This window comes from Leucobacter sp. 1207-22, from assembly GCF_052850455.1.
Genome location: NZ_VXCR01000002.1, coordinates 111,490 through 130,226 on the forward strand (window position 1 = coordinate 111,490; position 18,737 = coordinate 130,226).

Annotated in this window: 14 protein-coding genes, 2 tRNA genes and 1 riboswitch; of the genes, 3 read left to right on the forward strand and 13 right to left on the reverse strand. The window is 58.5% G+C overall.

The window, feature by feature from the left end; translation table 11 throughout:
• Positions 1 to 159: 159 nt before the first annotated feature.
• Entirely contained in the window at positions 160 to 3,357 is a 3,198-nt protein-coding gene (locus FW756_RS03680; protein WP_446428836.1) for an InlB B-repeat-containing protein, read from the reverse strand.
• A gap of 250 nt (positions 3,358 to 3,607) precedes the next feature.
• On the opposite strand from FW756_RS03680, the gene FW756_RS03685 reads away from it, so the two are divergent.
• Positions 3,608 to 3,681 (forward strand) — tRNA-Ile (locus tag FW756_RS03685).
• Positions 3,682 to 3,854: 173 nt separating this feature from the next.
• Here FW756_RS03685 and FW756_RS03690 read toward each other — a convergent pair.
• The 8 genes from FW756_RS03690 to FW756_RS03725 all read right to left on the reverse strand — a co-directional run bounded on the left by FW756_RS03690 (position 3,855) and on the right by FW756_RS03725 (position 12,499).
• The gene (locus FW756_RS03690) at positions 3,855 to 5,096 is read right to left on the reverse strand and encodes a beta-ketoacyl-[acyl-carrier-protein] synthase family protein (protein WP_446428837.1); all 1,242 of its coding nucleotides are present in this window, start codon (positions 5,094 to 5,096) and stop codon (positions 3,855 to 3,857) included.
• Positions 5,097 to 5,239: 143 nt separating this feature from the next.
• On the reverse strand, positions 5,240 to 5,488 hold the full coding sequence (locus tag FW756_RS03695; protein ID WP_446428838.1) for an acyl carrier protein: 249 nt from the start codon (positions 5,486 to 5,488) through the stop codon (positions 5,240 to 5,242).
• A gap of 87 nt (positions 5,489 to 5,575) precedes the next feature.
• On the reverse strand, positions 5,576 to 6,580 hold the full coding sequence (locus FW756_RS03700) for a beta-ketoacyl-ACP synthase III (RefSeq protein WP_446428839.1): 1,005 nt from the start codon (positions 6,578 to 6,580) through the stop codon (positions 5,576 to 5,578).
• Between the two features lie 33 nt (positions 6,581 to 6,613).
• Positions 6,614 to 7,528, reverse strand: a complete 915-nt coding sequence (locus FW756_RS03705) for an ACP S-malonyltransferase (RefSeq protein ID WP_446428840.1) — start codon at positions 7,526 to 7,528, stop codon at positions 6,614 to 6,616.
• A 79-nt stretch (positions 7,529 to 7,607) separates the two neighbouring features.
• Entirely contained in the window at positions 7,608 to 8,801 is a 1,194-nt protein-coding gene (locus tag FW756_RS03710; protein WP_446428841.1) for a PucR family transcriptional regulator, read from the reverse strand.
• A gap of 14 nt (positions 8,802 to 8,815) precedes the next feature.
• Positions 8,816 to 11,542, reverse strand: coding sequence for a pyruvate dehydrogenase (acetyl-transferring), homodimeric type (gene aceE, locus FW756_RS03715; RefSeq protein WP_446428842.1), 2,727 nt, complete (start codon positions 11,540 to 11,542; stop codon positions 8,816 to 8,818).
• A 347-nt stretch (positions 11,543 to 11,889) separates the two neighbouring features.
• Positions 11,890 to 11,966: transfer RNA gene (locus FW756_RS03720), tRNA-Val, on the reverse strand.
• 71 nt (positions 11,967 to 12,037) lie between these two features.
• Positions 12,038 to 12,499 carry a peroxiredoxin gene (locus tag FW756_RS03725; RefSeq protein WP_446428843.1) on the reverse strand — a complete coding sequence of 154 codons (462 nt, stop codon included), beginning with the start codon at positions 12,497 to 12,499 and terminating at the stop codon, positions 12,038 to 12,040.
• A 165-nt stretch (positions 12,500 to 12,664) separates the two neighbouring features.
• Here FW756_RS03725 and FW756_RS03730 point away from each other — a divergent pair, with 165 nt between their 5' ends.
• The gene (locus FW756_RS03730; RefSeq protein WP_446428844.1) at positions 12,665 to 13,207 is read left to right on the forward strand and encodes a flavin reductase family protein; all 543 of its coding nucleotides are present in this window, start codon (positions 12,665 to 12,667) and stop codon (positions 13,205 to 13,207) included.
• Between the two features lie 75 nt (positions 13,208 to 13,282).
• Here FW756_RS03730 and pnuC read toward each other — a convergent pair whose 3' ends face one another.
• The 4 genes from pnuC to FW756_RS03750 all read right to left on the reverse strand — a co-directional run bounded on the left by pnuC (position 13,283) and on the right by FW756_RS03750 (position 17,524).
• Positions 13,283 to 14,080 carry a nicotinamide riboside transporter PnuC gene (gene pnuC / locus FW756_RS03735; protein ID WP_446428845.1) on the reverse strand — a complete coding sequence of 266 codons (798 nt, stop codon included), beginning with the start codon at positions 14,078 to 14,080 and terminating at the stop codon, positions 13,283 to 13,285.
• A gap of 80 nt (positions 14,081 to 14,160) precedes the next feature.
• Positions 14,161 to 14,287, reverse strand: a riboswitch (FMN riboswitch).
• 84 nt (positions 14,288 to 14,371) lie between these two features.
• Entirely contained in the window at positions 14,372 to 15,019 is a 648-nt protein-coding gene (locus FW756_RS03740) for an MBL fold metallo-hydrolase (protein WP_446428846.1), read from the reverse strand.
• A 180-nt stretch (positions 15,020 to 15,199) separates the two neighbouring features.
• The gene (locus tag FW756_RS03745; protein ID WP_446428847.1) at positions 15,200 to 16,045 is read right to left on the reverse strand and encodes a universal stress protein; all 846 of its coding nucleotides are present in this window, start codon (positions 16,043 to 16,045) and stop codon (positions 15,200 to 15,202) included.
• 39 nt (positions 16,046 to 16,084) lie between these two features.
• Positions 16,085 to 17,524 carry a glyceraldehyde-3-phosphate dehydrogenase gene (locus FW756_RS03750; RefSeq protein ID WP_446428848.1) on the reverse strand — a complete coding sequence of 480 codons (1,440 nt, stop codon included), beginning with the start codon at positions 17,522 to 17,524 and terminating at the stop codon, positions 16,085 to 16,087.
• Between the two features lie 256 nt (positions 17,525 to 17,780).
• Here FW756_RS03750 and FW756_RS03755 point away from each other — a divergent pair, with 256 nt between their 5' ends.
• Positions 17,781 to 18,671 carry a MetQ/NlpA family ABC transporter substrate-binding protein gene (locus FW756_RS03755; RefSeq protein ID WP_446428849.1) on the forward strand — a complete coding sequence of 297 codons (891 nt, stop codon included), beginning with the start codon at positions 17,781 to 17,783 and terminating at the stop codon, positions 18,669 to 18,671.
• The last annotated feature ends 66 nt before the right edge of the window (positions 18,672 to 18,737 follow it).

The following is an 18,737-nucleotide window of genomic DNA, read 5'->3' on the forward strand; positions in this document are numbered from 1 at the left end:
GACCACCGAGTCGCGCGTGCGTAGTTTCTGGCTCGGCTCTCTCAGTCTGCTTGTCAAGGATGGTGACGGCTGATTCTCCGCACGGTCGCCGCAATGCAAAGCGCCTGCTGGTGGCTTCGACAGCCACCAGCAGGCGCTTTGCATGTTTATGCTCTGGCCCTACAGCGATTCAGCGTCTTCGTTCACATCGTCTGTCTGCTGCTTGCGCTTGCGGAGTCCGAAGAACGCGAGCGCTGCGCCTGCGAGCACGAGCGCACCAATGCCGATAAAGACACCCATTGGTACTTCGGTGCTGCCGGTGTTCGTGAGTCCACCAGGACGGCCAGGCAGGGTGCCAGTTGCGTTGCCCTGGCCGTTGGCGTTGCCGCCGTTGGCACCTGCTCCACCATCGATCGGCTTCCATCCTGCATACAACGTGAATGGGGCGGTGACCGGAGCGGTGAAATCGTATTTAACTGTGGCTGCCTCGTCAGTGAACCAGCCGGTGAAGACATGGCCATCCTTGCGAGGTGTGCTGGGGATCACGAGATGTGAACCATAGTCAACAGAATCTGATGCAGTTGCTGATCCGCCGCGCGTATCAAATGTGATCGCGAACGAGTCGATCTTCCAGCCAGCGTGCAACGACAGCGGTCCCGTGATAGGTGAGGAGAAATCGTATGCGTTGGTTGCTGCCGCATCGGTAAACCACCCCGTAAAGGAGTGATGCTCTCGCGTTGGTGCGGAGGGCTCAGCGAGCAGATCTCCATACGCGATGGTTACGGTGGTGACTTCTGATCCACCGTGGGATGCGAAGCTGATCTCGTACGAGTCGATGCTCCAACCTGCGTACAGTGTCACCGGTGCCGTTACCGCATTGCTGAAGTCATACTCAGTATTTGCGGAGGCATCCGTGTACCAGCCAGTGAAGGTGTGACCTTCGCGTGTAGGGTCAGCCGGTGCCGTGATCGCGCTGCCGTGCTCGATGGTTTTGGGCTTGACGGTTGATCCGCCTTGGCTGTCGAAAGTTACCTCGTAGGTGTCGATCTTCCACGCTGCGTAGAGGGTGAGCTTGCCGGTGACGGGGGTCGAAAAGTCGTACGTGTTGTTCTCGTTTGCGTTTGGATCGGTGTGCCAGCCGGTAAAGGTATGTCCCTCGCGTGTCGGCTGGGCTGGTTCTGCGACAGGTTTTCCGTGGTCGACCGTGGTGGCAGCTACGGCGGAACCACCCTGGCTATCGAATGTGACGTCGTAAGTGTTCAGCGTCCAACCTGCGTAAAGGGTGAGGTTGCCGGTGGCTGGGGTCGCGAAATCGTAGCCGGTAGTTGCCTGCTTATCGGTGAACCAGCCAGCAAAGCCGTAGCCTTCGCGTGTGGGTTGGGCTGGCTCCCCAACGATCTTTCCGTGGTCGACCGTGGTGGCGGCTACGGCGGTGCCGCCCTGGCTGTCGAAAGTTACCTCGTAGGTGTCGATCTTCCACGCTGCGTAGAGGGTGAGCTTGCCGGTGACGGGGGTCGAAAAGTCGTACGTGTTGTTCTCGTTTGCGTTTGGATCGGTGTGCCAGCCGGTAAAGGTATGTCCCTCGCGTGTCGGCTGGGCTGGTTCTGCGACAGGTTTTCCGTGGTCGACCGTGGTGGCAGCTACGGCGGAACCACCCTGGCTATCGAAGGTGACGTCGTAAGTGTTCAGCGTCCAACCTGCATAGAGGGTGAGCGCTCCGGTGACCGGGGTTGCAAAATCATAGGCATTGGTTGCCTGTTTGTCGGTGAACCAGCCCGCGAAGCCGTAGTTCGCGCGAGTTGGATTTGCAGGAGTAGAGACTGGTTTTCCATGCTCAGCAACAACTGATGCAACAGCTGATCCGCCCTGGCTGTCAAACGAGACATCGTAGGTGTTTGCTTTCCAACTCGCGTAGAGAGTGAGTGACTGAGTAACCGGGGTAGCAAAGTCATACTTCACTTTTGCTTCTTTGTCAGTGAACCAGCCTTCGAAGCTGAAACCGTCTTGCATCGGGTCGGCCGGGGCGGACACTGCCTTGCCATGGTCTACGGTTGCTGCGGGTACGGCTGACCCGCCTCGGCTATCAAAGCTGACCGAATACGTGCTGAGCTTCCAGCCTGCGTAAAGCGTCAAATTATCCGTGACGGGATTCGCGAAGTCGTATGCTGTGGTGGCTTGTTGATTGGTAAACCAGCCAGTGAACTCGTAGCCTGAGCGAGAAGGCGGAGTAGGAATCTGTACTGGTTGACCGTATCCAACAGTTGCACGAGGCACGTTACTGCCTCCCTGGCTGTCAAAGGAGACGTAGCTCTCGAGATACTGGAGCGAGTATCCGTGCCACAGACTTGGCGGGGCAGGGTAGCCAGTTGCATCGCGATGAATGTGAACTGTCTTGCCAGCAGCGGGCCCAAAACTACCATCATCTCCTGCTGCTTTGATGCCCTGCGGTGCGTTTCCCTCGAGGGTGATCTTGGTGAGGTTTGGATTGGCAGCGAATACGCCATTCTGCAGAATTTCAACTGAGGCAGGGACAGTTACCTCCGTGAGATCGTTGAACGGAAAAGCTACGGCTTCAAGGTTCTTTAACGAATTGGGGAGAGTGAGCTTGGAGATCGAGTTGTTGCCAAAGGCCCAAGGCTCAACAGTGACGGTTGAAGAGGGTAGCGTGACCCCGGTGAGATTGTTTCTGTCGAAGAGGCCATTCGGAATAGTCTTCATCGAGCTGGGAAAATCAACAGCGGAGATCTTGTTGCCACTGAAGGCGTACCTTCCAAGGCTCTCAATGCGTGAAGACAATGTGATGCTTCCGGAGATCTCATTGTTTCTGAACGCACTTTCGCCAATGAAATCCAAGCGTGCTTGGGTGAGGTCAAGCGACTGCAATTTGTTCTGAGCGAATGCAAACGCTCCAATATGTTCGACGGGCCAAGGGAGGTCAATGCTGGTGAGCATGTTCCCAAAAAAGGCATTGTCTCCAATCTCATGGACAAATAGGGGAAGCGTCACTGAAGTGAGTCCGACCTGTTTGCATGCCCCCGGCGCTATCTTATGGACAGTGTAATAGGGTAAATTCTCCCCAAAATCGAGATTTGTTGGTATTTCAAGAACGCCAGATGGAACTGACGTGGGGCAGCTCGTAAGAGTTGCGCTGCGATCAGGGTCGGTCGAGTCGGCTCTAAATTGCATGCCATCAATCTCGATTTCCAGCGGTGCCGCTTGTGCGGGGAGTGGCGTCGCGATCATGCTTCCGACTGCGACTGAAGCCGCAAGGGTTACGGCAGTCAAAACCTTGAGTCGTGAAACCCGTGAAGACCACCAGCGTAAGCCGTGAGTATTTCCCTTTTGGCGAGCACGAACCCCATGTTGATCTGAACGCATAACCTATGGCCTTACCGTCTTGTGTTTTGGCGCACGCTAAGGTTTACCCGCGCGTGGCATGTTCATAGACTACCCAAAAATATGCCAAATTGGCGATACTCCTAGGCAATAAGGATATTTATCCTAGGTTACAAAATGCACGCAAGAAAGTTGAGCCTGCAGTTTGCCGCAGGCATAGACATTCTTCGTCAATGTACGTGCAAATTGCGCCCTTGTCTACCAACAGTGGGCTAAGCTTGAAAAGTTGCTCGGGGCTGTAGCTCAGTTGGTTAGAGCACACGACTCATAATCGTTCGGTCGCGGGTTCAAGCCCCGCCAGCCCTACTCGTTCAACAGACTTAGCCCCACCAAGCAGATTGCCCGGTGGGGCTAAGTGCTCCTCGAATGCCTTCCGGCTCGATGTCGATGAAGAACCCACAGGCCCTGCAGCCACCAAAATACGCTGAGGGCCCTGTACCAGACTGTGGTGCAGGGCCCTCAACGTGTATGCGTAGTCGTTATGCGTCGTAGGAACGAATCGCGACGACCGCGTTGTGTCCACCAAATCCAAATGAGTTGGAAATGGCGAGCTGTGGCCCCTCGCCAAGCGCGACAGGCTCGGCTGAGATCGAAAGCGGGATCTCCGGATCCTGCTCGGTGACATTGATCGTCGGGGGAGCAATACGGTTCTGTACCGCGAGCACGGTGAACATTGCCTCGAGTGCGCCAGTTCCACCAAGCAAGTGGCCAGTGGCTGACTTCGTTGCGGAAACCGGAATCTCATCGGTGCGATCGCCGAAGACCACGCGCAATGCGTTGTACTCAGCGCCGTCGCCAGTCGGAGTCGAAGTTGCGTGTGCGTTAACGTGCGTGACGTCTTCAGGCTTTGCACCTGCCGTTTCGAGCGCGAGATGCACCGCTCGGCTCGCGCCCTGACCCTCAGGCTCAGGAGCAGTGATGTGGTACGAATCGCTGGTCACGCCGCCGCCGGCGATTTCAGCGTAGATCTTTGCGCCGCGAGCAAGCGCGCGTTCTTCGGTCTCGAGTACGAGAGCTGCGGCGCCCTCACCCATGACAAAGCCGTCGCGGTCGGTTGAGTATGGGCGCGAAGCGGTCGCGGGGTCATCGTTGCGGCGTGAAAGTGCCTGCATCGAGTTGAACGAAGCGATGGTGATGGGGTGAATCGCAGCTTCTGATCCGCCGGCAATGACGACATCTGCGAGGCCTGCCTGAAGATGCTCGTACGCATTGACCAGTGATTCGGTGCTGGAAGCGCATGCTGATGCAACCGTGCGAGCAAACGCGCGAGCGTTGAGGTGCATCGACACGGCCGCAGCGGGTGCGTTTGGCATGAGCATGGGAACCGAAAGTGGCATCACGCGGCGCGGGCCCTTTTCACGGAGGGTATCCCACGCGTTGAGGAGCGACCATACTCCACCAATGCCGGTCGCCCAGTCAACGCCGAGGCGGTCTGGGTCTGTGCCCTCAAGGTTCGCGTCAGCGTAAGCCTCGAGCGCTGCGACAAGTGCGAACTGGCTCGAAGGGTCCAGGCGCTTTGCTACTGGACGGTCGAGAACCTCTGTGGGGTCAACTGCAGCTTGGCCAGCGAACTTGACGGGGAGCTCATACTTCTCAACCCAGTCATGTTCGAGGGTGCGGACGCCGGACTTGCCGGCGAGAAGTGCTTCCCAGCTTTCACTGGCGGTGCCGCCGATGGGTGAGGAGGCGCCGATACCTGTGACGACGATCTTCTTGCTCATGTTGCGTGCTCCGCTACTCGTGAAGGGGTGGGTCGGGCGTGCGCCCGGAAGTCTAAATCGGTGTCGATCCGTGCGAAGAACGGCGCGGATCGACACCGGTGGGTCCGGAGACCGAGAGTCTTAGGACTCGAAGGGGGAGACGATTACGCCTGTGCCTTCTCGATGAAGGTGACAGCGTCGCCAACGGTCTTGAGGTTCTTGACTTCCTCGTCAGGGATCTTGACGTCGAACTTCTCTTCTGCGTTGACGACGATGGTCATCATCGAGATCGAGTCAATGTCGAGGTCGTCAGTGAACGACTTGTCGAGTGCAACAACGTCAGCGGCGATGCCGGTCTCGTCGTTGATGAGCTCTGCGAGGCCTGCGAGGATCTCTTCGTTGCTGTAAGCCATGGGTTTCTCCTTGGTAATTGTGGGGGATTAAAGACAGTGGTAAGCCTTCATGGCCGCACTTGGCATGTGCCACGCGACCAATCGATCTTACGGCAGCTCGACGACCTGCGCACCAAACACGAGGCCGGCGCCGAAACCAATCTGCAATGCAAGACCGCCGGAAAGCTCAGGATGCTCCTCGAGGAGCGCGTGCATTGCGAGCGGAATCGATGCTGCTGAAGTGTTGCCCTGAGTTTCAATATCGCGTGCGATTACGACGCTCTCTGGCAGCTTGAGCTGCTTTGCGAACTCGTCAATAATGCGCATGTTCGCCTGGTGAGGGATGAATGCTGCGAGTTCCTCTGGTGCAATACCTGACTCCTCAAGTGTGCGGCGCGCAACTTTTGCCATCTCCCAAACCGCCCAGCGGAAGACCGTCTGGCCGTCCTGGCGGAGGGTGGGCCACGCAATCTCGCCAGCGGCTTCACGGTATTCATTGAACGTGTTAGTGACGCGGATCGTGTCCCACTTGGAACCGTCCGAGCCCCAAACCGTCGGGCCAATGCCTGTGTGATCACTCGGGCCGATGATTACTGCACCAGCACCATCACCGAGCAAGAACGAGATTGAACGATCGGTGGGATCGATGAGGTCGCTCATCTTCTCCGAGCCAATGACGAGGACGTTCTTGCAGGTGCCAGAACGCACGAGCGAATCGGCCTGTCCGACACCGTAGACGTATCCTGCGCACGCTGCCGAAATATCGAACGCAGCGGCAGGAGTGAGGTCGAGTCGGTGCGCCACGAGCGATGCCATCGACGGAGTGACCGCAACGTTTGAGATCGTCGAAATGATCACGCCATCGATCTCTGAGCGATCGAGACCGGAGCGGAGGATGGCCTCCTCGCCAGCAGCAACTGCCATATCTACCGCGAGGACCTCGGCGCTTGCACGCTTACGGGTGATAATCCCGGTGCGCTGGCGGATCCACTCATCCGAAGAATCGATCGGGCCGATGATGTCGTCGTTCGGAACTACCAGATCACCGCGTGATGCGCCCACCGAGAGAATCCGGGTGTGCGCTGGGCCGGTGGGCTGTACGAGAGGAGACATCGAAATCCTTCGGTCTATGGAATGAGGGGAGGGTTACGCCGCAGCGAGAAGCTCAAGAGCCGCATCGAGGTCTGCGGGCGACTTCACTGCAACAGCTGGAATGCCCTTGAGGCCACGCTTCGCGATGCCCGTGAGTGCTCCAGCAGGTGCAAGTTCAATAAGACCAGTAATACCGGACTCCGTAAACCCGTTCATGCATGCGTCCCAGCGAACCGGCTGGGCGATCTGCGATACGAGTGAGTTCAGGAAGTCGGTGCCGCTGGTGACGAGGGTGCCGTCTGCATTAGTCCAGAGTGGGCGGATCGGGTCGGCAACGGAGACATTTGCGGTCTCGGCAGCGAGTGCGGGAATCGCAGCTTCCATGTAGGAGGTGTGGAAAGCGCCAGCAACCTGTAGCGGAATAACGCGGGAGCCGCGTGGCGCATTGTCTGCGAGCTTGGCGATATTCTCGACTGCGCCAGCCGCGACGATCTGACCGCCGCCGTTGCGGTTGGCGGGGGTGAGGCCAGCCGCAGCGATTGCCTCAAGAACTGCTTCTTCGACGCCGCCAACAACTGCAGCCATGCCGGTCTCGACTGTGGCTGCGGCTTCAGCCATTGCGCGACCGCGAACGCCGACGAGGCGTACGGCATCAATTGGGTCAAGTACCCCGGCAACGGATGCTGCAGCGAATTCGCCAACTGAATGGCCTGCGACTCCAGCAGCACTCAAGTCAGCGCGGGTTGAAAGCGCATTCCAAGCGAGGATGGATGCGCTCACGATGAGTGGCTGTGCAATTTTGGTGTCGCGGATAACGTCAGCGTCACTCGTTGTGCCGTGCGCAATGAGGTCAACCTGGGCCGCGTCACCCGCGGCCTGCATGAACTCGCGAGCGTTTGGCAGTTCAAGCCATTCGTTCAGGAATCCGGGAGTCTGTGAGCCCTGTCCGGGGCAAGCGATAACAATCACGTGAATAAGTTTCTCAAATCAGCATGCAAAGAGCCGCATGTATTCCATCACAGTTTAGCGAAATGCTTGTAGATATTCGCTAAACGCGCGCGGAAACTTTCCTCTGGCCTTGGTTTGCGATGGAGCCAGCAATGAGTGCTGACTGCAAAATGAGCGCCTCGCGTGCTCCGGTCGCATTCCAGCCGATCACTTCTGAAACCTTCTTGAGGCGATAGCGAACGGTATTTGGATGCACAAAAAGCTCACGCGCTGTTGCTTCGAGCGAGCGACCGTTGTCAAGGTAACACCACAGTGTCTCGAGGAGTTCCCCTGAATGGTTCATGAGTGGATCATAGATCTGTTCGATGAGCGTGCGACGAGCAAGCCCGTCACCCGCGAGAGCGCGTTCAGGGAGGAGATCGTCGGCGAACACCGGACGTGGCGCGTGTCGCCACGAGCGAGCAACTGCAACGCCTGCGAGTGCTGCGCGTGCACTGCGCGACGCTTCGACAAGGGTGTCAACCGATGGCCCGAGGACCAGTGGTCCCGGACCAAAACCTGAGCTGAGCAGGGTTGCCAGCTCGAGAAACGGAATCGGCTCGAACGCAGAGTTGCCATCGATACGTGGTGAGGTAATGCGACCAATTACCAAGACCAGGCGATTGCCCTGGAGACCGATAAGTACATCAGCACCGTGATGGCGTGCGATGCGTCGGAATTGATCAATGTCGTAGTTGTGGTCAGCGCTGCCAACCAGGACCGCAGCCTCACCGTCACCGTGCCAGCCGAGAGCGGCGATGCGGCTCGGGAGTTCGTCATCAGATTCGCCGGTCAGGATCGAATCAACAACGAGTGCTTCGAGGCGGGCATCCCAGAGCCCACGAACCTCGGCTGCTCGCGCATACACGTCTGCTGCAGCAAAGGCCACATCTCGCGAGTAGTGCAATACTGCCTCGCGCAGCTGTTCGCTTCGTGGGGCAACGCGTTCTTCAACAACGCCGACTACCACGCGAATCAGCTGCAGCGTTTCTTGCAGGCTGATCGAGCGAAGGAGTTCCCGTGGGGCCGCGCCGAACACGTCGGACGCGACCCACGGGGTCGAGGAGGGATCCTCGTACCACTGAATGAAGGAACTAATGCCGGTCTGCGCAACCAGGCCAACGGACGATCTGCGGCTCGGGGGCATGCCTCCGTACCAGGGGAGGGTCTCTTCGAGGCGGGCGATCGTCTGTGTTGCGAGTTCGCCCGCGATGGTCCGTAGCCAGGAGAGCTCCTGGTCCTTTGTTCCTGTCATCAGCTGCTCCTCTGTTAAGCGTCTCCGCCCGCGCCGCCGGTCGTGCCAGCGTTCACGTCGTCGAGCTTGTACTTGGCTGCCGCCTGAGCGGGGATGCTGGCATCAATCTTTCCCTGTGCTGCAAGGCGCTGAAGCACCTTCACAACGATCGACTCGCGGTCGATTCGGAAGAAGCGGCGCGCTGCGGCGCGAGTGTCCGAGAAACCGAAGCCATCGGCGCCGAGCACAGAGTAGTCTGCTGGCACGTACGGGCGGATCTGTTCGGGTACCTGCGTCGACCAGTCGCTGACGGCAACGACTGGGCCCGTTGCGCCTGCGAGTCGCTCTGATACGTACGACTGCTGAGGAGCCGCCGAGAGGTTCTCGAAGTTATGCTTCTCGGCTGCGGCGCCATCACGCTGCAGCTCGCCCCAGCTCGTGACACTCCAGACATCTGCTGCAATGTTCCAGTCCTGAGCAAGGAGTTGCTGAGCCTCAATTGCCCAAGGAACAGCAACACCCGAAGCGAGGATCTGTGCGCCAAGCTCACCTGCGGTCGCGGGGGCAACGCGGTGCATGCCGCGGATGATCCCGTCAACGTCAACATTCTCAGGCTCGGCCGGATGGATGATGGGCTCGTTGTACACAGTGACGTAGTACATGACGTTCGGATCTTCGTGGTTGCCGCCATACATGCGCTCAATGCCGGAGCGCATGATGTGACCAATTTCGTATCCGTATGCCGGATCGTACGACAGCACTGCCGGGTTAGTTGCAGCGAGGAGCAGTGAGTGGCCATCAGCGTGCTGCAGGCCTTCACCAGTGAGCGTTGTGCGACCAGCGGTTGCGCCAATCATGAAGCCGCGAGTCATCTGATCGCCTGCTGCCCAGATTGCGTCACCGGTGCGCTGGAAGCCGAACATCGAATAGAAGATGTAGATCGGGATCAGGGGCTCGCCGTGTGTCGAGTAGGAGGTGCCAACCGCGGTCATCGCAGCAGCCGCTCCGGCCTCGTTGATGCCAACATGCAACAGGACGCCCTGCGGGCTCTCCTTGTATGCAAGCAGCAGGTCACGGTCAACCGAAACGTAGTTCTGGCCGTGCGGGTTGTAGATCTTCTTCGTGGGGAAGTACGAGTCCATGCCGAACGTACGGGCCTCATCGGGGATGATTGGCACGAAGCGATCACCCATGCTCTTGTCGCGCATGAGGTCCTTGAGCAGGCGCACGAAGATCATGGTCGTCGCAGCTTCTTGCGCGCCAGAACCCTTCTTGGCGATCGCGTAGGTCTTTTCTTCTGGCACAGCGAGATCTACGTGCGTTGAGCGACGCTCTGGCAGGTAGCCGCCGAGTTCGCGACGACGCTCGTGCATGTACTGGATGGTCTCGTTGTTCTCGCCCGGGTGGTAGTACGGGGGGAGCGACGGGTTCTCTTCAAGCTGAGCATCCGTGATGGGGATGTGCATGGTGTCGCGGAAGAGCTTGAGGTCTTGCAGCGTCATCTTCTTCATCTGGTGCGTAGCGTTACGCCCCTCGAAGTGTGGGCCGAGGCCGTAACCCTTGATCGTCTTCGCGAGGATGACGGTTGGGCGCCCCTTGTGCTCCATTGCTGCCTTGTAGGCCGCGTATACCTTGCGGTAGTCGTGGCCACCACGGCGAAGGCCCCAGATCTGGTCATCTGAGTAGTCCTTCACCAGGTTGAGCGCGCGCTCATCCTTGCCAAAGAAGTGGTTTCGCACGAAAGCACCGTTCTCGGCCTTGTAGGTCTGGTAGTCACCATCGGGTGTGGTGTTCATGATGTTCAGCAGCGCGCCGCTTTCATCACGCTGGAGCAGGTCGTCCCACTCGCGGCCCCAGATGACCTTGATGACGTTCCAGCCCGCGCCACGGAAGTAGCTTTCGAGCTCCTGAATGATCTTGCCGTTACCACGAACTGGACCGTCGAGGCGCTGCAGGTTGCAGTTCACGACAAATGTCAGATTGTCGAGGCCCTCGTTCGCTGCGACCTGCAGCTGACCGCGGCTCTCAACCTCATCCATCTCGCCGTCACCAAGGAAGGCCCAGACGTGCTGGTCAGATGCGTCCTTGATGCCGCGGTTGGTCAGGTACTTGTTGACCTGAGCCTGGTAGATCGCGTTGATCGGCCCGAGGCCCATCGAAACCGTTGGGAACTGCCAGAATTCAGGCGCCAAGCGGGGATGGGGGTAGCTCGGAAGGCTGCCTGCCGCGTGCGACTTTTCCTGACGGAAGCCATCGAGCTGATCGGCGCTCAGGCGTCCTTCGAGGAATGCGCGAGCGTACATGCCAGGTGAGGCGTGACCCTGAATAAAGATCTGGTCGCCGCCGCCAGGGTGGTCCTGGCCGCGGAAGAAGTGGTTGAAGCCAACCTCGTACAGCGAAGCAGCCGAGCCGTACGTCGAGATGTGACCACCAACGCCAATGCCGGGGCGCTGCGCACGGTGCACGGTCATTGCTGCATTCCAGCGGATCCATGAGCGGTATTGGCGTTCAATATCGTGGTCGCCGGGGAATTCGGGCTCATCAGCGCTTGCGATGGTGTTGACGTAGTCCGTGGTCGGGACCATCGGTACGTTGAGATGCAGCTGACGTGAGCGGTCGAGCAGATCAGTCATGATCTGACGGCCACGGCCAGCACCTCGCTCCTTTACAACGGCGTCAAGTGAGTCTCGCCATTCAGCGGTCTCTGCCGGATCTACGTCCTCGTGATCCGGTGCGTACGGGTCTTGGGTGTTAACCGCCACAGGAAGCTCCAATACTTTCCATGGCACGCAAATGAGACGACAAGGGTGATCATCAATTTGCGTGCACAACCGAGTCGGCGGATTCGCCAACACCGTCCCAGACTATCGGGTTTGCACGAGAAAACAGGTGATTGTGCGATATTTCATGTGGAAACTGAACAATCTGCGGCCGAGGCGGCGAAAGTTGAGTGAAAATCAAGTCCACTGGTTAGCAGAATCGGGGGCGAGTGTGACGCTTTAGGAATACTCAAGCCCCTGAAGGCTCATGCTGTCGTCATCGTATCACGATGACGTGAGATGAAGGCTGAAGAAAAGAAAACTCCCCGCTCGCGTGAGCGGGGAGTTGGTGGTGCGCCCTGAGAGACTCGAACTCCCGACCCTCTCGGTGTAAACGAGATGCTCTAACCAACTGAGCTAAGGGCGCTTGCTGTCGACTGCGACCTGTTAACTATAGAACAGAACGGCACCCGACAGCGAATCGAGCGCGCCTAAAACCTAGGCAAGCTTCGCGACAGCTTCGCGATACGCGGCGAAATCTCGCGCCTGACCAGGCTCTGTTGCGAACGAAGCGAGGATTTCGCGATCTTTACCGATGAGGAAAGTCGCGCGTGTTGCAATGCCTGCTTCTTCGATAAATACGCCGTATTCCTTCGAGACTCCACCGTGAGGCCAGAAGTCTGAGAGTACGGAGAAGTTGTAGCCTTCCTGATCCGCCCATGCCTTGAGCGTATAGACAGAATCGACAGAGACGCCGAACACGCGAACCTTCGCATCTTCGAAGATTGCGATGTTGTCACGCAGCTCGCAGAGTTCACCGGTGCAAATGCCGGAGAAAGCGAGGGGGAAGAAGACCAGTGCGACTGGCGACTCGGTGACGAGTTCGCTCAGGGTGAGTTCCTCACCGTGCTGATCGGACAGCGTGAAATCAGGTGCGATTGTGCCAACTTCGAGGACCATCTTTGACTCCTTAGTATTCAGGACGTGCGTTGCTCACCATTGGGAGATGCAGGCGAGTTGCTGCAAGCGTATCGCAGCGTCATATTGAGACATCTCCCGAGGTTCACTGCGTGGCGCGGATATGGTGAGTAGGCACGAGTCTGTAAAACAAGGAGTTATTCGGGCATGAGTATTACCAAGCCGGGAAACGTTGTCGTTGAGTCAACCACAGCAACCGCGGATGCCCTAAAACTTGCATTTCGGGACCATCCTGCCGGTGTCTCACTGATTACGGCGCAAACTGAGGATGGCCCGGTTGGTCTGACTGCTTCAAGCGTTGCTTCGGTAAGTGTTGATCCGCCAGCTCTCGTGTTCTCAGTGACGCGGGCGACCGGGAGCGCCGGGGGAATTTTGCGGGCAGAATCGTTCCTCGTGCATCTCCTTGACTCGAGGCATTCAGAAATTGCTCGGACGTTTGCCGTCTCGGGCACGGAGCGATTTACTCCCGAGCAAGGATGGGCTGAGCTCGCGACGGGGGAGCCATACCTACGAGGTGCGCGAGCCGCGCTACGTTGCCGGGCCCTGCACACGGAGACGGTTGGGTCATCGGTCGTGGTGGTAGCTGAGGTTATTGGCTCGGTACAAGGTGAAACTCACCCGCCCATGGCGTATCACAACCGTGAGTTCCTGAGCCTCGGCGAGCCTGTCGGGACAACCTCGAACGATTGAGCAGAACGGAAGGGGGCCTGGACGAAGCGTGAAGCTTGGTCCAGGCCCCCTGGTGTGGTGCCTGCCGAGACGAAATTACTGTACCGGGATCGGCGACGTGGTCTCCTTGGGGCGTTCGGAGGTGGCCAATGCTGACGGTGACGACGCCTCCTGTTTCTCGATGCTCTGGGTAGCAGGTGAGACGCGCGGATCGGGCATCACCGCATCAATGCACGGTTTCGCATGTTTGTGGGCTCGTGCCCAGACAACGAACCCGGCTGCGGTAAATGCGCCGTAGAAAACGTACATGAATGCCGTCGCGTAGTAGCCAGAGCTAAAGAGAAGTGGCACCCCAACCAGATCAACGGCGATCCAGATGAGCCAGAATTCCGTCCATCCTTTGGCCATGCCATATGTGGCGAGCAATGAACCAACGAACGTCCATGCGTCTGCCCATACTGGATCCCATGAGCCGAGTGCGCGGAAAAGCGGGGTCAGTGCGACCGTGCCGAGAATCATGGTGAGTACAAGCCCGATGCGAGTTGAGTTTGATGCCCAACGTGGTGTCACCTGGCCGTTGTTGCTCTTGCTTGCGTTCTTCCAGCGCACCCAGCCATAGATCGCGACAGTGATAAACATCACCTGCCGTCCAGCCTGCCCGAGCAGACTCGGAAGCTCATGGGCTGGATTGAGAATCGAGCCCAAGAACACAGTGAGAAGCAGGAGGTTTCCGACGATGCCGACCGGCCAGGCCCAGATGCGCCTGCGCATGCCTCCGAGTGCTGACGCGAGACCGAATACGTTGCCAACGACTTCACGTACCAGCAAAGACTGACCGCCCGGTAGTTGCCAGTGGGCATTAAACAGCTCAACGAACCAATGGAACAGATTCATTTTTCTCCTCTCGTTCGATACTGCCGAGGGAGAACGTGAGTGCAGCGCGCGCCAAATGGCGTACGCGACTGTACCTCACGCCTGTGCTTCTACCATCCAGACTGTAACTGTCGGTACCAGAGTTTCACTGGTTCAACCTTGGCCAGAAGGCCTCGGGTCGCGGACTATCACCGCCGGCTCGGAATTTCACCGACCCCGGAGCACGAGTGTGTTCATCACCAAGTGTAGACCCGTACGTCGTCGCGCGCGTGCAGCTATGCTTCAGGCGAACTCGCTTCAAGCCTCGAGACGCTAGGCGTTGTGGCGTCGCCAGGCTTCCATGCTTGGTGCCTCATCCGCGACGGAGGTGAGTTCGCCGTGCCCAGGAAGTACCCTGGTGTTGTTGGGGAGCGTCAAGAGACGAGTTTCAATTGAATCGAGGATCTGGGGCCAGCTTGAGTAGCTCCACCTGACAGCACCTGGCCCACCATGGAAAAGCGTGTCACCGCTAAACACCACATCAAGCGCAGGCACAGCGAAACTCACAGAGCCTGGAGTGTGGCCCGGAGTGTGGATGGTCAGCAGTTCAAGCCCGGCAGCGGCAAATAGTGCGCCGTCTGCAAGTTCAAAGTCGGGCAGGGCCTCACCGTGCGTTTCTGCCCAGATCGGCAAGTCAGCTGGGTGAAGATACACGTGAGTATCAACCTTCGATGCGAGTTCGAGCGCCGCGTTCACGTGATCTTCGTGCCCGTGGGTGAGCAGAATTCCCAGTACGCTGCGGTCACCAACTGCTGCAGCGATGGCCTCAGCATCGTGGCCTGCGTCGATGATGAGCACCTCGGCATCGTCGCCGAGGAGCCACACGTTGTTCTCGAGTTCGAAGCCCTCTGCAGGGAGCCCTGGACGGCCTGCTCCGATCCACCCACGTGTGATCACCTGTTCGATTCGAGCTTCGCTCATGCGGTGTCTCTCCTTGCGCATCGATAGCTGCCAGTGCGGGCTTCATTCGCAGAGAAGGCCCACTCCTGAGCGTATCCGGTTGGTGCGTGAAATGCACTCGAACCCTGATTCTGGGTGTGCGAGCAAAACAATGGCGGGGTGGATCTTGGTGATCCACCCCGCCATTGACGAAACAGGTAGTTACGGCTTAACCACGATGGTTGGCACCGGCAGTGCCTGGAGAACACCGTGGCTGACCGATCCGAGGAGCAATCGGCTGAGGCCACCGCGACCGCGGCTACCAACAACAATCATCTGGGCATTCTCGGCGGCCTGCACGAGAGCAGCGACCGGGGGAGCCTGCACGATGTGACGCTCGATCGTGAGATCGGGGTAGCGTGACGCGAGACCTGCTGTGCCGATTGCAATCGCCTCTTCTGCCGCAGCCTGCTGCGACTTGACGAGGTCCTCGCTCCACAGGTACTCAAGGCCCGGGGTAAGCGGGGGCATCCATGCGTACACCGCAATGAGGGGTACGCCACGGAACGATGCGATTTCAGCGGCGTAGTCGATTGCCTTCTGCGACGCTTCAGAGCCATCGACACCGACAACGATTCCAGCAGACGAGTCGACCTCGGTGCTTGGAATCACCGCGACGGGGCAGTGTGCCGTTGCCGCGACCTTGACCGCGCGCGTGCCAAAGAAGGAGCCAGCGAACTTGCTGCCTTCATGGGCACCCAGAACGAGCAGGTCAGCGCGCTTTGACGCTTCTTCGACCTCGAGGATCGGGTGGCCGACCACAGCGGTCCCAGTGATTTCACCCTCGAAACCGATGCTTCGTGCGTATGCCGCCTCAAGGTCGAGCATCTGCTGAGAAGCGTCCTGCGCTTCAGAGAGGAAGACTGCACTTTCCGACAGGAACGAATCGTCGGCTACGTGCAGCAACTCGACAGACGCCTTGCGGTCCGTCGCTCGCGACAGGCCCCACGCGAGTGCGGTGCGGCTCTGTGCCGAACCGTCGACACCGATAAGGAACTTCTCAGACATGATGCTCTCCCTTGTGCATGTTTCGTCGGGGTGTGGGAATTAGGCGTTACGTGCTGGTACCTGTGCGGGATGTGAACCCGCGAGCTGCTCGATGATACGAACAACCTGGCAGCTGTAACCGTACTCGTTGTCGTACCAGACGTAGAGGATTGCGGTTGAGCCGGTCACGATGGTCGCGAGGCCATCAACGATGCCAGCGCGGTTTGAGCCAACGAAGTCCATCGAGACGATCTCTGACGACTCGACGTACTCAATCTGGGTACGAAGCGCGCCGGTCAGCGATACCTGGCGAAGGAGCTCGTTGATCTCCTCGCGAGTGGTTTCCTTCTCAAGCTGCAGGTTCAGCACAGCCATCGAAACGTCAGGGGTTGGAACGCGGATAGCGTTGCCCGTCAGCTTGCCCTCGAACTCGGGAAGCGCCTTGGCAACCGCCTTTGCCGCACCGGTCTCAGTGAGCACCATGTTCAGTGCTGCCGAGCGGCCGCGACGGTCTCCCTTGTGGAAGTTGTCGATGAGGTTCTGATCGTTCGTGTACGCGTGTACGGTCTCGACGTGGCCCTGCTTGACGCCGTACTCGTCGTTAATGACCTTGAGAACGGGGGTGATCGCGTTCGTCGTGCAAGATGCGGCGCTGAGGATGGTGTCAGCATCGGTGATCTTGTCGTTGTTAACGCCGTAGACAACGTTGAGCATGTCGCCCTTGCCCGGTGCGGTCAGCAGAACGCGTGCGATGCCGTTGTTCTGGAGGTGCTGGCCGAGGCCTTCAGCGTCGCGCCAGCGGCCCGTGTTGTCCACAAGGATCGCGTTGTTGATGCCGTAAGCGGTGTAGTCAACGCTTGCGGGATCGTTCGAGTAAATCACCTGAATGCGAACGCCGTTCGCGAGGATGACGTTCTCTTCAGGGATGATGCTGATGGTGCCGTTGAAGGGGCCGTGTACCGAATCGCGGCGGAGGAGGTTTGCGCGCTTCTCCAGATCGTTCTCTGATCCCTTGCGCACAACGATCGCGCGGAGGTTCAGGCCGTTCTCGCTGCCGGAGTGATCGATGATGATGCGAGCAAGGAGGCGGCCAATGCGACCAAAGCCGTAGAGCACGACATCGCTACCTGCGGTAGGTGCGGTGTCAGCGTTGCTTGCGAGCTGTTCGCGAAGGAACGACTCCAGATCTGCTGACTCGGTTGCGCGGAATGCCGCTGCGAGAAGCGCGAGGTCGATCGAAGCCGGGCCGGGCTGAATTGCCGCGAGGGTTTCAATGATCGCGAAGGTTTCGGTGAGCGGGAGCTCATTGACGTCGATCTTGCGTGCAAAGCTGTGCGCGCGGATGATGTCGATTGCTGACTGGCCAACGAGCGTGCGGCCATGTACTGACATGACGACATCATGGTCGCGGTAGAGCTGGCCGATCATCGGGATCATGCGTTCGGCGAGCTCTTGCTTTGCGTTCCAGGACTCGAGGTGAGTAGCTGCGGGCTGATTCATCTGAACGAGGGGTTCCTTCCCGGGTGGGTTGGCGGAGGTAAACACTTTCCCCGCCGGATACTGATATCAGTCTCCCTCCAGTATCCCACGGGTCTGAGTCGAGAGTGACGGAATGTGACACCGCGATTCGCGAGAAGTTCAGCATTCGGGTGAAACTTGTTGACAACACGGTTCCTCCACATCGAATTTTGCTCACTTCTGCAGTGAACTTTGAGAGGTTCCACATTGGATTTTCAACTTCACGAAAGGGACTGCAATGTCATTGAAGAAGCGCGGCCTCCTGGCTGCATCCGTCGCAGCACTCGCACTCGCCACCACCTCACTCGTTGGATGCTCGGCCCCTGCGGCTGACGACGCCACCGTAAAGATTGGTGTTGTTCCCGGCGGTCAGCCCTACTGGACCACCTTTGTCGACGCTGCTGCAGAAGAAGGCATCACCGTTGAAATTGTTGACTTCGATGACTACCCCCAGCCCAACCCGGCGCTGACGGAGGGCGAGCTCGACCTCAACCAGTTCCAGCACATTCAGTACCTCGCTGAGCACAACGTTGCTTCGGGAGATGACCTTGGGATCATCGGCTCGACGTTCATTTACCCGATGAACATCTTCTCGGCTAAGTACAAGAGCCTTGACGAGATTCCTGCAGGCGGCACAATCGCTGTTCCTGATGACCCCTCGAACGGTGCACGTGCACTGCTGGTGCTGCAGAAGTTTGGCCTTATCGAGCTGAAGGATGGTGGTTCGAACACGTCGACTGCCGACGATGTCATTGCAGAGAAGTCGAAGGTCAAGGTGCAGACCCTTGCTGCTGACCTCATTCCTTCGTCACTCCCAGACGTTGACGCAGGCGTTGTGAACAACGATTACGTTGAGCCAGCAGGCCTGGACTTCAAGGATTCACTCGGCGCAGACGGCGTAGAGGATGAGTCGGTGCAGCCCTACATCAACATCTTCGCTGCACGTACGGATGATCTCGATAACGAGACCTACAACAAGCTCGTCGACATCTACCAGAACAACGCAGACGTCCAGGCTGCGCTGAAGGATTACGTCGGTGACGGTGCGGTAGCGGTTAAGCTTTCCAAGTCGGAGCTTGCGAAGATCCTGAAGACCGCGGAGGACGACGTCCGCGCTTCACAGAAGTAATCGCGAACTTACGCAGCAATGTCGACAGCGGGGTGCACGGGTGACCGGGCATCCCGCTCCGGCGTT